Here is a 14,937-nt window from a genome sequence, read left to right on the forward strand (position 1 = left end):
GTAATAGTAGAAAGCTAACGGAGGGAAGTGTCAACATGAGCTTGCATATTGCACTAATTGCACATGACCGTAAAAAAGAAGAAATGGTCAACTTTGTTATTGCCTACGAATCCGTGTTTGCTGACCATGAGCTCTATGCTACCGGAACGACCGGACAAAAAATAATGGACAACACAAAATTGAAGATCCATCGCTTTATGTCCGGGCCTCTAGGCGGGGACCAGCAAATTGGGGCTCTCGTGGCGCAAAATATATTGGACTTCCTTATCTTTTTGCGCGATCCGCTTATGGCGCAGCCTCATGAGCCGGATATTATTGCCTTGCTTCGTCTCTGCGATGTGCAGGGAATTCCGGTAGCGACCAATGTAGCCAGTGCAGAATTGCTGGTGAGGGCACTGGATCGGGGAGATTTTGCATGGCGCGAGCTTGTCCATAAGTATAAATCGGAGGGGGAGCTATGACCAGGCCCTTGGATTTATTAGTGTTTGGAGCGCATCCCGATGATGCCGAAATCGGGATGGGGGGAACGATTGCCAAGCAGGTGGAGGCGGGTCATCGGGTAGGGATCTGTGACTTAACCTTTGCGGAGATGTCATCCAACGGAACCGTCGAAATCCGTAAAAAGGAAGCGGAGGAGGCCGCCAAAGTGCTTGGTCTGTCGGTAAGGGCCAATCTGGGCTTGCCGGACCGGGGGCTGCAGTTAGTAAAAGAGCAGCTCGACGAAATTACGCTGGCGATTCGCAGATATCGGCCGCGAGTCGTCTTTTGCCCCTATTGGGAGGACAGGCATCCTGATCATGTCAAATGCAGTCATATGGTTCAGGAGGCGGTCTTTAGCGCCAAGCTTCGGAATTACTTGCCGGAAACTAAGCCTCATCAGGTGGAGCAGCTTTATTTTTACTTCATTAATGATGCATACGAAGCCGACGTTATGGTGGATATTACCGCTCAATTCTCCAAAAAGAAAGCGGCGCTAATGGCTTATCGTTCCCAGTTCGAGTCGGTCGATCCGTCACGAGGCCAAGTGGCTACTCCTCTTAATCAAGGATATTTAGATAACGTAGAGGCGAGGGATCGCCTGCTCGGACAAAAACGTCTGGTCCCTTATGCTGAAGGATTCGTAAGCAAGCTTCCGCTAATCGTTAATCTATTTTGAAGCCTTCCGGAATAAACATGAATGGGATGGATGATACTGGAAAGGAGGCTGAGCCATGACTGACAGACTTAAGATCGGTATTACTTGTTATCCGACTTTGGGCGGTTCGGGCGTTGTCGCCACCGAGCTCGGCAAGCTGTTGGCGGAGAAAGGGCATGAGGTTCATTTTATTACGCATAGCATTCCTTTTCGTTTGGGTAAATTTGATAAAAATATTTTTTATCATGAAGTAGAGGTTAGCGATTATTACGTGTTTCGTTATCCGCCCTATGATCTCTCGTTGGCAAGCAAGCTGGCTCAGGTAGCGAAGCGGGAGCAGCTCGATTTACTGCACGTCCATTATGCGATTCCTCATGCGGTTTGCGCTTTGCTGGCCAAACAGATGGTCGGGGAGCATCTGAAGGTGGTGACCACTCTTCACGGGACGGATATTACCGTTCTCGGTCATGATGAATCGTTAAGTGATTTGATTCGCTATGCCATTAACAAGAGCGATGCGGTGACCGCCGTTTCCGAAGATTTGATTGCAGAGACCCGGGAGACGCTGTTTATTGATCGCCCAATGGATCTAACCTATAATTTTGTAGATAAAAGAGTGTATTATCCACGGGATGCCTCCAGTTTGAAAAAAGAGATCGCCAAACCGGATGAAAAAATATTGATCCATATTTCTAATTTCCGGCCCGTCAAAAGAGTTCTGGACGTGATCGACATTTTTGAGCGGGTACAGCGGAAAGTGCCTGCCAAGCTATTATTTGTTGGCGAAGGCCCGGATTTGAACAAGGCCATATGCAGAGTAAGAGAGCTTGGCTTATCTGACAGGGTTCTTTTTTGGGGCAAGCAGGATGACGTTGCGCAGGTCATTTCTTTGGCTGACGTTATGCTTCTTCCTTCGGAAAAGGAAAGCTTCGGTCTGGTCGCTCTGGAAGCGATGGCCTGTGGAGTTCCTACCGTTGGCTCGCATGCCGGGGGAATCCCGGAGTTGGTCACAGACGGGGAAACAGGGTATTTGGCGCCCATAGGAGATACGGAGCAAATGGCGGCAGGGGTGCTGCGGTTATTAACCGACGAAGCTTTGTACCGGTCATTCACAGAAGCTTGTTTGTATCGTGCCAGAAATACATTTTGCAATGATCTTATAACTTATCAATATGAACAAATTTATTACCGGGTTTTGGGACGCGCTGCACCTGAACTGGAGCTGGATCTCAACAACCTGTGCATGGGGTAATGATCATGATTCCGTTGGAACCGGAAGCCGTGTATGTACTTCGGCGTCTGCTAGAGAACGGGTACGAAGCCTATGTAGTTGGCGGTTATGTGCGGGATCGTTGGCGAGGCCGACCTACGAACGATATTGACATTGCGACATCCGCCCTGCCGGAACAGACGATGGCTCTTTTTGAGCGCACGGTTCCGACAGGGCTTCAGCATGGAACCGTGATGGTGCTCTATAACGATAAAGCCTACGAGGTAACCACCTTCCGGACCGAGTCGGACTATGAGCAGTACCGGCGGCCTAAAGAAGTAGCTTTCGTCCAGAAGCTGGAAGAGGATTTAAAACGCAGAGATTTTACCATTAATGCGATGGCAATGGATGTTGAGGGAACGTTGATCGATCCGTTCGGCGGATGGAATGATTTAGAGCAGGGCATCATTCGCTGTGTTGGACAAGCACGGGAGCGATTTAGCGAGGATGCGCTGCGGATGGTGCGCTGTATTCGGTTCGCCGCCAACTTTGCTTCCCGGATCGAGAATTCAACATGGGAAGCGCTTCTAGCGAACAAGAAGCTTCTTAAACACATCGCCATGGAAAGAATTTATGCGGAGTGGGAGAAGATCATGGCGGGCCCCGACCCTTACAGAGGCCTTGTTTTGCTAATAAAAAGCGGACTGCTTGAGCATTTAAAAAGAGAGCTCCCGTGGCCGCTTGTTCATTGGAGGTCAGAAGCGGATCTGCCTCCGGAGCTTGCTCGGATAAATAGTGTAGAGCAGGCCAATCTGCGCTGGACATTGTTAATAAGAAGCATGAACCTGGCATCGGATACGGCTCGACAAGGGATGGCTCAACTGACCTTTCCCCGTAACAAGGCAGAGAAGCTGGTCAAGCTTATGGAAATGGATAAGCATTTGCTGTCCCGGCTTGCATTAGAGAACACGGATGTTCCAGCCGAGTTGGTATGGAAAGAAACCGTTCTTCGGTACGGGGTCGAAGCTGCATCCGGCTGGCTGGCTCTTGCAGGTGTCCTGTCCTCCGCAAGCGATGGGAGGGAGGAGGAAGACTTCCCTGCTGTGCCATGGAGTGCTGTTCGGGCAGAGGATGGCCAGCGCTGGCTGGAGGAAATGCCGGTGAAAGGGCTTGGGGAACTGGCTGTATCCGGTTCCGATCTTATGGAATGGATGGAACGCAGCGGTGGCCCCTGGATCAGCCGCTTGCTGGAACGGCTGCTGCGGGAAGCCGCACTTGGCGAATGCCCTAACATCAAGGAAGAACTGCTGCGAAGAGCCCAATACTATTTGGCAAATGAGTGAATAAACATGAATAAAGATTTGCTTGAGCTGTTTGAAAATAATCTGGAACAATTCGTGTCAGGGGAAGAGATTAGCCAGAAATTGAATTGCTCGCGAACGGCGGTATGGAAGCAAATTCAGAATTTGCGCAAGCTGGGATATGAATTCGAGGCGGTTCCGAGGAAAGGGTACCGGCTGGTGTATGCGCCGGCGAAGCTGGACCCTGTGAAGCTGACCGCTCAATTACGAACGAAGATTATGGGGAGCTCCCTGCGGATTTATGATGAAGTCGATTCCACCCAAAACCTGGCCCATGAACTGGTTCGCCAGGGCTGTCCGGAAGGAACGGTCATTCTGGCTGAGGAGCAGACCTCCGGCCGGGGCAGGATGGGCAAGGCATGGCATTCCCCCAAAGGCAAGGGGATTTGGATGAGCGTTATTCTAAAGCCGCATATTCCGCTCAAGCAAACCTCCCAGTTGACATTATTGACCGCCGTAGCTCTTTGCCGCACCTTGCGCAAAGGGCTGGGCATCAATGTAGGAATTAAATGGCCCAATGATTTGCTTATCGATGGCCGCAAAATAAGCGGCATTTTATTGGAATCCAGTGGAGAAGACGATCGGTTGAATTATGTTGTCGCGGGAATCGGCATCAGTGTGAATTTGGATGCGGCTGATTTTCCGGAGGCATTGGCGGAACAGGCGACTTCTTTAAGAATCGTCTATGGGAAGCCTTTGGACCGGATCGATATCATTTGCCGGTTTCTGGAGGAGTTCGAGGATCTCTATTTGCTTTATTTGCAGCAAGGTTTTTCTCCCATTCGCACTTTGTGGGAAGCTTTAACAATTTCGCTCAATCGTCCGCTGAAAATTCGGACCCACGATGGATGGATTGAAGGCACCGCGGAAAATATTGACGATGCCGGTGCGTTGACGGTAAAAACAGCGGATGGAGAGCGGATTAAGCTGTTCTCTGGCGATATTCAATTCTAACCAAAAAAACATAAGAAATGACAAAAAAATGATGTTGAAATTGTGAACGTTTTGTTATACTAATATTATCTAGGAGGCGGTATCGGGCAAGAACCGAACTGCACTCTGCGGATAGAAGAAGACAATTGTATAAAGCACGTTTCCCATATCGGATTCTGCTCTGAGCCGTACGGACCGAGACAGAAGGATCATGGAACACAGTTTCTTTGTGTATTTATGAACCCTTTTAGTTCGGCTAAAAAGGGTTTTTTACATTGTGGTCTGAACAATGGGCTTAGAGGAACGAGCATTTCCACCCATTATGGGAAAGCACGGAAAAAGAGGAAGGCTGTTGTGGCCTCCCTACTATTGGGTAAGGAGTGATTATGAATATGGAACAAAGAAAACCGGTGACCACTTCCACAATGAAGCGGATGAAAAAACAAGGAACTCCGATTACCATGATTACCGCTTACGATTATCCATCGGCCAAATTAGCGGAAGAAGCTGGGATCGACGCTATTCTAGTCGGAGATTCCCTGGGCAACGTAGTGCTCGGTTATGACTCGACACTGCCCGTTACACTGGAGGATATGATTTATCATACCCGTGCGGTTACCCGTGCGGCCAACATTCCTTTTGTTGTGACGGATATGCCGTTTATGACGTATCATGGCAGCTTGGATGAGACGATGAAGAATGTGGCCCGCATTATGCAGGAAGGCTTGGGAAAAGCAGTAAAGATGGAGGGCGGCGAAGAAATCGCGGGTACGGTCGAGGCTTGCGTCAAGGCTGGCGTACCGGTGATGGGGCATCTTGGCCTGACCCCGCAATCGTTATATCAGATTGGCGGCTACAAGGTTCAGGGTAAAACTTCCAAACAAGCAGCCCAATTGCTGCAAGACGCTAAAGCGTTAGAGCAGGCCGGAGCGTTTGCCATCGTGCTGGAGCTGGTAACAGAAGAATTGGCGGCGCATATTACGAAAGAGCTGTCGATTCCGACAATTGGAATTGGCGCGGGGGTGGCCTGTGACGGGCAAGTGCTGGTCTATCACGATGTGCTGCAATACGGTTCGCCTATTATTCCGAAGAAATTTGTTAAAGCCTATGCCAATATCGGGGATCAGATTCGAAACGGAATTTCCCAATACGTCCAAGAGGTCAAGGAGCGGAAATATCCTGACCAAAATCATGCTTTCCAAGGCGATGACGAAGTGATGACTTTTTTGTACGGTGGTAAAGAATAAAGAACACAGATGGCGTCCATAGGGAGTGTGCTCATTAGATGAAAGTGATTACAACAATTAAAGAAATGCGCGCCGCGATAGCGGATTTGCGTCGAGAGCCGTCAGGCAGCGCTAAAGGGATTGGTTTTGTACCGACTCTAGGGTATCTCCATGAAGGCCATGCGAGTCTGTTGAAGCGGGCGAGGGAAGACAATGGCGCCGTGGTCTTAAGTATTTTTGTCAATCCTTTGCAATTCGGACCGAATGAAGATTTTGAACGTTATCCCCGGGATTCCGACAGAGACCTGAACGTTGCGCGGCAAGAAGGAGTCGCTATTGTATTTATGCCTGATGTTCAGGAGATGTATCCGCAGCGTATGCTGACTTCTGTGGCGGTATCCGGTATTACCGATATCCTGTGCGGCTCCTCCCGGCCGGGGCATTTTGACGGAGTGGCGACGGTCGTCAGCAAATTGTTTAATATCATTCAACCGGATCGCGCCTATTTCGGCTTGAAGGATGCTCAGCAGGTGGCCGTTGTTCAGCGGATGGTGCAGGATTTGAATATGAATGTAGAAATTGTCCCGTGTCCAACCTTGAGGGAAGAGGATGGACTCGCTATGAGCTCGCGGAATGTATATTTAACTGCCGAGGAGCGCAGACAGGCTCTTGTTCTTCAACAGTCACTTAACGATGCTGAGGAGTGGCTGAAGCGGCCCGGTATTCGTCTGGGTGAACTGAAAGAGAAAGTGGCAGCCCAAATATCGACTGCGCCACTGGCTGATATCGATTATGTGGAAATAGTCTCTTATCCATCCTTTCTTCCTCTAGAGGAATGGGAGCATCAAGCGCTCGATATTGTGGGCGACAAACAAATATTGATCGCCCTGGCGGTACGGTTCGGGCAAACGCGATTGATCGATAATCGGATTCTGTCGTTAGAGGGACTCGATTTAAAGGGGGCATTAAGCCATGTTTAGAACGATGATGAAAGCGAAGCTGCACCGGGCCACGGTGACCGAAGCTAATCTGAATTATGTGGGAAGTATAACCATTGACGAGGATTTGCTTGATCTGGTAGATATGCTGCCAAATGAGAAGGTACAGATTGTCAATAATAATAATGGCGCCCGTCTGGAAACCTATATTATTCCCGGACCAAGGGGCTCCGGCGTCATTTGTTTGAATGGAGCTGCGGCTCGGCTTGTGCAGCCGGGAGACAATGTTATTATTATTTCTTATGCTATGATAACGGAGCAAGAGGCAAGAACGTATGAGCCAACGGTAGCCATCTTGGGCGAGAACAACAAAGTCGTTACGATGATGAAGCAGGAACCTCATTCTACTGTAGTTTAACGGTTTAAAGGAAATGGCTCTGATTTAATTCGCCCTCACGGCACCTTAAAGATCGCCCCTTTAGTAGAGGCGATTGGATGCCCGCGAGGGCTTTCCTGCATTATTTCCTTCTATTGGCTTGCCTGTAATATCAGGCAATGTAACTACTGGAACCCGTGTATGAAACGAACGCCCTTGACAAACAATGATTTTACACGAGTCTTTGGATTCGTGGACTCCGCTTGCAGGGTGGGATCAACGATGTTCAAGCCTTTATTCTCCACAATGAATGAAGTCCTGTCGGAAATCATGTCGGAATACTCGACAGCCTCGGGCTCACGCAAGCAATTGCTTGACGAGCAAATTATCGCATTGAAAGCCATGAGCGATTCCTGCATCGAGGAATGGCTCCGCTTTGAGGAAAGGCTCGGTGCCTTACTCCCGTTAGCCAACCAGGGAAAATCTTTAACGAAGCCCAAGAAGGCCATTTTGTCGTCAACCAATTCATCCTCTATAGGGCCCGTGGATCAATCTGTTTTTGAACAAGCGCAAGGGTATTATAAATTATCTATGTTTGATCAAGCAGTGCTTATGCTGAACCCTTTGGTTCGTCAGCGGCCGGAATTTGTGTTGGGGCGATTTTATCTGGCTCTGTGTCATTTTCATCTGGGCGATTTGGGGGAAGCTTACCGGGAATTTAAAATATTATTGCCTTTGACGGATAATCGAAAATTAAAAGCTATATCTTACACCGGAATGGGCTGTGTGCACTACGAAAACAATAACTTGGAAAAAGCGATGGAATATTTCCAGCTGGCGTTCGAGGAGGATCCGGCTTGTGTGGATTCATCTTTAGCCCAAGGAACGGATTTACGCTGGTAAAATCGTCAGGGACGGCTGCTTGAAAGTTCACATTAAGAAGGGGAGGGGCATCAAAGCGCCTCTCTTTTTCAATAAGATTCATCTTATCATGCTTACATTCACTGCGAAATGAAATGTTATTTAGCCTTCTATATATGCTGAACTAAAGCATAGATCATGGAGTGGAGAAAGAAAGATGCTTCCAGGGCGAGTTTTGGCTTTGTATTCCAACCATCCAAAGGCCCATCCAATAAGACAGGAACTCGGTTTGGTCGGGGCCCCCGAAAAGTACCTGGAATCGCTTCGAAGCCCATCTTCACTTTTTGGGGAAGTAGTGTAGATGTTTGAAGCTTCGGAGGCATTTTCCTTCGGAACGGAATGATCCCTTCTTTAATGCCACTTATAAAGGAGCGGCGAAGCCGTTTATCCTTGTCTTTTACGTCAGATAGACGTTTTTTTTATGTTCTGGTATGCTTGAAGCAGGCTGTTAATGAAGGGATGAACGGTTTCGATGAAATATGCTGTACTTGATTTTGAAACAACCGGGGGCCAAGCAACCGATGAAATTATTCAGGTTGGCCTCGTCATTATAGAGAACGATGTCATAACCGAGCGTTATTCGAGTCTGGTGAAGCCGACGATCCCCATCCCCCCGTTCATAACTTCCTTGACGGGGATAGGCGAAGAAGATGTGAAATCCGCTCCTTCCTTGGAAGATGTCATGATGGACATGCAGAGGCTTCTGTATGACAGCGCATTAGTTGCTCACAATGCCGGCTTCGATGCCGCTTTTTTGCAGCGGGCTCTCGATACATGCGGCTATATGCCTTTTTCGGGGCCTGTTCTTGATACGATCGATCTGCTCACTATTCTGTATCCGTCGCTTACCAGTCTGCAATTGTCCAACGTCAGTCAGGAGCTGGATATTCCGCATGAGCGGCCTCACCAAGCCGATTCGGATGCGGAAGCGACCGCACAAATCTGGCTCCGGTGCTTGCAGAAGCTGGACCGCCTTCCTCTGTTAGTCGTTCAGCGGATCGCCTCGCTGTTTGAGGATGATCGTTCCAACAATGACTTGGCTTGGTTTCTGCAAGAAATGCTTGAGCGTAAAGAAGCAGAGGTCAGTGTGGACGAAGATTCCTACAAATATTATAGACAGTTTGCGATGAATGTGGATGAATGGGGAAATGAAGAGGAGATTCGTTCGAAGGAGCAGGGGGACGAGCTGCAAATTCCTTTTGACCATTTCTATGATGGCTTGAAGCAGAGGTTAAAAGAGAAGTTCAATTATTACGAGGAAAGAGAATCGCAAAGTCAAATGTTGGAAGAGGTTGCCACTTCGTTTGATAACGACCAGCATTTGATGATTGAGGCCGGAACCGGAACGGGAAAATCGTTAGGCTACCTGATTCCATCCTTGTATTACGGAATCCGCGAAGACAAGAAAATACTCGTGAGCACTCATACGATTAATTTGCAGGAGCAGCTGTGGACTAGAGATATTCCGGTGCTGCAGGAAATTTTTCCGGTGCCTTTCCAAGCCGCGGTGCTTAAAGGACGCAGTCATTATTTATGTCTCCGTAAATTCGAGAACAAAGTCAATATGCAGGATTTTAATTATCCGACGAATGACCGGATTACAGCCGCACAAATGATCGTATGGTTAAGTGAAACGGAAAGAGGGGACGAGGAGGAGCTCCATTTAACGGGCAAAGGAGCTGATTTTTGGCGGACCGTCGAAAGCGATGCGGATTCTTGTCTGAACCGGGCCTGCCCATGGTTCAAAAAATGCTTTTATCATCGGGCACGGAATGACGCTAATAGAGCCGATGTCATTATAACGAATCATTCTCTATTATTCACGGATATTAAAGCCGAGCATAGATTGCTGCCTTCCTATAAGCACCTGGTAATCGATGAAGCTCATCATCTGGAAGATGTGGCGAGCAAGCACATGGGGATTGAAGTGAAGTACATGTCCTTTATTAACTCGCTCCTCTGGCTCTATAGGGACAGTAAGAACGGACAACTGCCTTCCTTGCGCTCTCAATTGGAGAGACTCGGAGAGGAAATGCCGGGGCCCTCTGAGGAATGGTGTGCCCTCATAGAAGGACTATATTCCAAGCTGATCGATATCAAAGATCATTGGGACCAGCTATCGGAGCTGCTCTTTCATTTGGTGAGCGGCCGAATAAGCGAGGCGGGCGAGTCCGGTCAGTTCGTTCTGAGAATCCAGGAAGAGAAGCTGCCCGCCCAGTGGGATGAGCTGCTAAAAATAGAGGATAATATTTATGTCGGCTTGGGGGAAATTCTGCGTAAGCTGGACCGTCTCGCCCAGGATTTGAAGGATGTGCAGGAGGAGTACGAGCTTAAAGGTATATTGACCGATTTGGCCGGAACGGTGAAAGAGCTTAACCGGCAGCGAGATTCCTTGCGGTTCTTTATGAAACGGACGGATCCGGACTATGTCTACTGGATGGAAGCCAGTCCACAATTCAAAGCCAAGTCACTGCACTTGTTTTGTGTTCCTACAGATGTCAGCAAAATTCTTCAGCAATATATTTTTGATGAAAAAGAAAGTGTCGTGCTAACCTCGGCCACCTTATCCGTGGGCAAAACGTTCGACTACAGCCGCGAGCAGCTGGGGCTGATCTCGTCGAATAAATTAAACACCGTATTGCTTCCATCACCTTTTAATTACCGCGAGCAGGCGCTCGTTTGCATCCCGCGCGATTTTCCGGGGATTAAAGGAAGAGAGGGAGAAGATTATTTTGTCCGCAAGCTGGTGCAGTCCCTGCATGACGTCGCTGTAGAAACTAGAGGAAGAATGCTCGTGCTGTTCACTTCTTATCGGATGCTCAAGAACACCTACTCCGAACTGAAGGAGAAGCTGGCCCCAGCAGGAATCCAGGTGTTGGGGCAAGGAATGGACAGCTATAACCGGAGCAAGCTGACCCGATTATTTCAGGAGAGTGAATCCGCTGTCCTCCTGGGAACCAGCAGCTTCTGGGAAGGGGTCGATATTCCGGGCGAAGCTTTAACTTGCCTGGCGATCGTTCGACTCCCTTTTCAACCGCCCAATCATCCCGTGGTCGAAGCTAAAAGCGAGAAGCTGAAAAAAAATAATGAGAACCCATTTATGAAGCTGTCTGTTCCCCAGGCCGTCATCCGCTTCAAGCAAGGGTTTGGCCGTCTCGTTCGCCGTGCCAGTGATAAGGGAATAGTCATTCTGTATGATACCCGCGTTATCGATACGCGATACGGCAAATATTTTCTGTACTCCCTGCCTGGTCCCAAAATCGAGCATATGACTACAGAGCAGATGGTTCCGAGAATCAAAGAATGGATGGAGGAGGAACAGGCTTGAAAGCATTAAAAATTTCGGAGGCCGTCGTTCGGCGGCTTCCCATCTACTTGCGGTTTTTGAATGAGTTGAGCCGAATGCATGTCACGACGGTTTCCTCTCAGGACCTTGGAAACAAGCTGGATTTGAATCCGGCTCAAATTCGTAAGGATTTAGCCTATTTCGGCGAATTCGGCAAGAAAGGAATCGGCTACGACGTGGCTTACCTGATTGAGAAAATAAGACAGATTCTTAAGCTCGATCAGAGGATTCAGGTCGCTTTGGTCGGCGCCGGGAATCTCGGCAGAGCCTTGTGCAATTATAATACCTATCTGCATGATAATATGAAAATAGTCGCCGTGTTCGATGCGATTCCCGACAAAGTCGGACAGAACATGAACAATTTAACCGTGCTTGCGATGTCGGAACTGGCCTCGACGATTCGGGAGCTGCAAATCCGGATTGGGATTATTACAGTTCCCGCATCGGAAGCTCAGAATGTGGCTAATCAGTTCGTGGATGCCGGTGTCGAGGCTATATTAAATTTTGCTCCTGTCATTATTAAAGTGCCGCCACACATTCGTGTTCATCATGCGGACTTCACGACTGATCTTCAGAGCCTGGCCTATTATTTAAATAAAGACCAGGACAAGGATTCGGAATAAAATAAATAATAAAATGGCTTGTCCTGCATACAGCAGTTCAAGCCATTATTAATACAAGAGCATTGAACAACCTCTTTAAGCGTAGCGCAGCACTACACTGTCCAGAATGTTGGCAACGTCCTCACAGGAATCGGTCGTCTGCTCCAGGCGCTCGTAGAGCTCCTTAATTTTGAAATCGTGATAAGGGTCCTTAGGCGCCACAAAGATCGCTCGGATTCCTTCTCTCATTAACCGGTCCGCTTCGTTCTCCAGACTGTTGATATGAACGGCATGCTCGGTAATCTCCGTGTACTTCTTCTTGGCCAGCAGTTTAAAGGCTTCCAATATATGTTCACAGCTCTTGACAATTACTTCGGCAAATTCCTTCATGAAATCATCGGTTTTATCGATGTTCAAATAGTCGAAACGGGCGATCGTCGCTTCAATTCCATCTACGACATCGTCCACTGACATAGCCAATTCCATAATATCTTCTCGGTCGATCGGAGTAAGAAAGACTTTGCTCAGTCCTTTAAAGATGGCGTGGGTTAACTGGTCACCCTTGTTCTCCAGCTCTTTGAGCTGATCAAAGTAGGGGGCCAGCGGGACAGAGCCGGACATGGCCTCCCGAAAAACAGTCGCTGCCTCCAGTGTATTTTCGGCTGCTTCAATTAATAGTAATAAAAAATCTGTATCTTTCTTCTTGCCGCTAAACATTGAGAAGACCCCTTTCTTCTATAGGAGCCCAGCCGACCACACCTTGTGGTGATCCTTATTCGATGGCATGCATATCAAGCTTGATTTTTAAGGGACATGCATGGGTCACGTAGTGGATGAGGTATTTTCCGTCGGGCAGACTCCAAGAAACCGATAATGTTATTCATAAAATTTAAAATAGCACATTCTCCCTCCTAAAAGCAACGGATGATGATCAATGATAAACAATCTGGAAACTTTCTTGATTTTGACTGAACTTAAAGGTACATTGGAAAAAGAGTTGATTTTTGTTGAAAGGGATGGAATTTCATTGAAGGAAACGGTAATTATTAATGGAAGCTTTATAACCATGGACCCGGAACAACCCTATATAGAAGGGGTTATGGTTATTAAAGGGGACCGCATCGATTACATAGGTCCGAATATGCCCAAGAAAGCTGAAGAATATGCGCAAGTAGTAGACGGTCGTCATAAAATTTATATGCCTGGTTTGGTTAACACTCATGGTCACGCAGCCATGACTCTGTTGAGGGGAGTAGGAGACGATCTGGCGCTGCAGGTATGGCTTGAGGAAAAAATGTGGCCGAACGAAGCCAAGTTTACGTCAGAGGACGTCAAGTGGAGCACTATGCTGGCCGTTCTGGAAATGCTCAAGGGCGGAACGACCTGCTTCGTTGATATGTATGACCATATGAACGAAGTGGCGCTGGCCGTGGAGCAGTCCGGCATGCGGGGCTGTCTGACCAGGGGAGTCATAGGCCTATGCTCTCCGGAGGAACAGAGCGCCAAGCTTGCCGAAGCGATGCAATTCGCCCGTGATTGGCACGGCAAAGCGGATGGACGGATCACGACGATGATGGCACCTCATGCGGCCTATACCTGCCCTCCGGAGTACATTGAACGAATCGTGGCAGCGGCCCATGAGTTGAACCTTCCTCTGCATACCCATATGTCGGAGACGGCCGCCGAAGTGGAGCAGAACGTGAAGCAATATGGCTGCAGACCACCCGAGCATCTGGCTAAGCTCGGAGTGTTCTCCCGGCCATGTCTGGTAGCGCATGGAGTTCATCTGACCGATGAGGAAATCACTCTGTTGAAGGAGTATGACGTTCGGGTCTCCCATAATCCGGGAAGCAACCTTAAGCTGGCCAGTGGCGTAGCGCGTGTGCCCGAGATGCTTCGTGCGGGAATTAAAGTATCGCTCGGTACAGACGGAGCAGCGAGCAATAACAACCTGGATATGTTTGAAGAGATGAGATTGGCTGCTTTGATCCATAAAGGAGTATCCGGGGATCCGGTTTCCATTCCTGCCGAACAGGCGCTGCGCATGGGTACGGTTGATGGAGCGCGCTCCATTTGGCTGGATGAGGTTGGAGTGCTTAAAGCGGGAATGAAAGCCGATTTTATCGCCCTGGATGCGGATCAGCCTCATTTATTGCCAAAGTCGAATTATATATCTCATGTCGTCTATTCTGCCTCGGCCAAGGACGTTACAGATGTATATGTCAATGGGACTCAAGTCGTAAGCGGAGGACAATGCTTAACGCTTGATGAAGAAAAGATCAAGGCCGAATTCCGCCAACGGTTCAGCGCTTTGCTCGGATAACGGCTAATAGGAGGCCAATGAGAAATTGCGCAATAAAAAACGAATCGTATGGGGGAGTATCGCTGCTGTCATTCTGATTTTGTTTATCGCGTTTCGATTTTATCAGGCGATTCAAGCGGATCTGAAGCAGGATAAGGAGCACGCCGTCGCTGTCGCCCTGCAGGAGACGAGAATGGAGCAGGTTAATAGAGTGGAGCCATTCATCGGCGACAAGCCTTACATGGTCGTGTATGGCCTGTCAGATCGCGAGGAGGAAATGATCGTCTGGGTCAACGAAGACGAGGTGCTTACTAAATTTGGACGGGAAGGAGTGGATTTGGAAACGGTCAGGGACAAAACGGCAGCCAAAAATCCACAACTTCAAATATTGCGTGTCAGCGCAGGCAAGCTTCAGGATGTACTGGTATGGGAAGTTTTCTACAAGCAGAAGGAAGAAGAAGGAGAGCGGCATTATTATGATTATTACCGCTTTACCGACGGCGAGCTTCTGGACACTTACCGAATGACGGGGCCTTAAGCGGGATTCTATGAAACTTAAGGAACAGATGGTATAAAGCCCCTTGCCT

14 protein-coding genes are annotated in these 14,937 nt (G+C 48.6%); 13 read left to right on the forward strand and 1 reads right to left on the reverse strand.

Going from position 1 to position 14,937, the window contains the following annotated elements:
• The first annotated feature begins 35 nt into the window (after positions 1–35).
• The 11 genes from mgsA to KJS69_RS08145 all read left to right on the forward strand — a co-directional run bounded on the left by mgsA (position 36) and on the right by KJS69_RS08145 (position 12,069).
• On the forward strand, positions 36–461 hold the full coding sequence (gene mgsA, locus KJS69_RS08095) for a methylglyoxal synthase (RefSeq protein WP_213583232.1): 426 nt from the start codon (positions 36–38) through the stop codon (positions 459–461).
• Complete coding sequence (gene bshB1 / locus KJS69_RS08100) at positions 458–1,156, forward strand: bacillithiol biosynthesis deacetylase BshB1 (RefSeq protein ID WP_213583233.1); 699 nt, start codon at positions 458–460, stop codon at positions 1,154–1,156. The genes mgsA and bshB1 overlap by 4 nt, the downstream gene beginning before the upstream one ends.
• A gap of 55 nt (positions 1,157–1,211) precedes the next feature.
• Positions 1,212–2,387 (forward strand): N-acetyl-alpha-D-glucosaminyl L-malate synthase BshA, encoded by a 1,176-nt coding sequence (gene bshA / locus KJS69_RS08105; protein ID WP_213583234.1) that lies wholly within the window; start codon positions 1,212–1,214, stop codon positions 2,385–2,387.
• Between the two features lie 5 nt (positions 2,388–2,392).
• Positions 2,393–3,688, forward strand: a complete 1,296-nt coding sequence (locus KJS69_RS08110) for a CCA tRNA nucleotidyltransferase (RefSeq protein WP_213583235.1) — start codon at positions 2,393–2,395, stop codon at positions 3,686–3,688.
• A gap of 6 nt (positions 3,689–3,694) precedes the next feature.
• Positions 3,695–4,660, forward strand: coding sequence for a biotin--[acetyl-CoA-carboxylase] ligase (locus KJS69_RS08115; protein ID WP_213583236.1), 966 nt, complete (start codon positions 3,695–3,697; stop codon positions 4,658–4,660).
• A 371-nt stretch (positions 4,661–5,031) separates the two neighbouring features.
• On the forward strand, positions 5,032–5,886 hold the full coding sequence (gene panB / locus KJS69_RS08120) for a 3-methyl-2-oxobutanoate hydroxymethyltransferase (RefSeq protein WP_213583237.1): 855 nt from the start codon (positions 5,032–5,034) through the stop codon (positions 5,884–5,886).
• 38 nt (positions 5,887–5,924) lie between these two features.
• The gene (gene panC, locus KJS69_RS08125; protein ID WP_213583238.1) at positions 5,925–6,845 is read left to right on the forward strand and encodes a pantoate--beta-alanine ligase; all 921 of its coding nucleotides are present in this window, start codon (positions 5,925–5,927) and stop codon (positions 6,843–6,845) included.
• Entirely contained in the window at positions 6,838–7,221 is a 384-nt protein-coding gene (gene panD / locus KJS69_RS08130; protein ID WP_213583239.1) for an aspartate 1-decarboxylase, read from the forward strand. Before panC ends, panD begins: the two co-directional genes overlap by 8 nt.
• Before the next feature lie 240 nt (positions 7,222–7,461).
• The gene (locus KJS69_RS08135; protein ID WP_213583240.1) at positions 7,462–8,082 is read left to right on the forward strand and encodes a tetratricopeptide repeat protein; all 621 of its coding nucleotides are present in this window, start codon (positions 7,462–7,464) and stop codon (positions 8,080–8,082) included.
• Positions 8,083–8,572: 490 nt separating this feature from the next.
• On the forward strand, positions 8,573–11,428 hold the full coding sequence (gene dinG, locus KJS69_RS08140) for an ATP-dependent DNA helicase DinG (protein ID WP_213583241.1): 2,856 nt from the start codon (positions 8,573–8,575) through the stop codon (positions 11,426–11,428).
• Positions 11,425–12,069, forward strand: a complete 645-nt coding sequence (locus tag KJS69_RS08145; protein WP_213583242.1) for a redox-sensing transcriptional repressor Rex — start codon at positions 11,425–11,427, stop codon at positions 12,067–12,069. Before dinG ends, KJS69_RS08145 begins: the two co-directional genes overlap by 4 nt.
• Before the next feature lie 75 nt (positions 12,070–12,144).
• Here the strand turns inward: KJS69_RS08145 and KJS69_RS08150 are convergent, their stop codons facing one another.
• A complete protein-coding gene (locus KJS69_RS08150; RefSeq protein WP_213583243.1) occupies positions 12,145–12,765 on the reverse strand; it encodes a DUF47 domain-containing protein in 621 nt (206 codons plus the stop codon).
• Between the two features lie 304 nt (positions 12,766–13,069).
• Between KJS69_RS08150 and KJS69_RS08155 the strand changes: the two genes are divergently transcribed.
• Positions 13,070–14,371 carry an amidohydrolase gene (locus KJS69_RS08155; protein WP_213583608.1) on the forward strand — a complete coding sequence of 434 codons (1,302 nt, stop codon included), beginning with the start codon at positions 13,070–13,072 and terminating at the stop codon, positions 14,369–14,371.
• 25 nt (positions 14,372–14,396) lie between these two features.
• A complete protein-coding gene (locus KJS69_RS08160; protein WP_213583244.1) occupies positions 14,397–14,888 on the forward strand; it encodes a cell wall elongation regulator TseB-like domain-containing protein in 492 nt (163 codons plus the stop codon).
• Positions 14,889–14,937 lie beyond the last annotated feature (49 nt).

Source organism: Paenibacillus sp. J2TS4 (genome assembly GCF_018403245.1).
In the GTDB taxonomy this organism is placed as follows: Bacteria; Bacillota; Bacilli; order Paenibacillales; family NBRC-103111; genus Paenibacillus_L.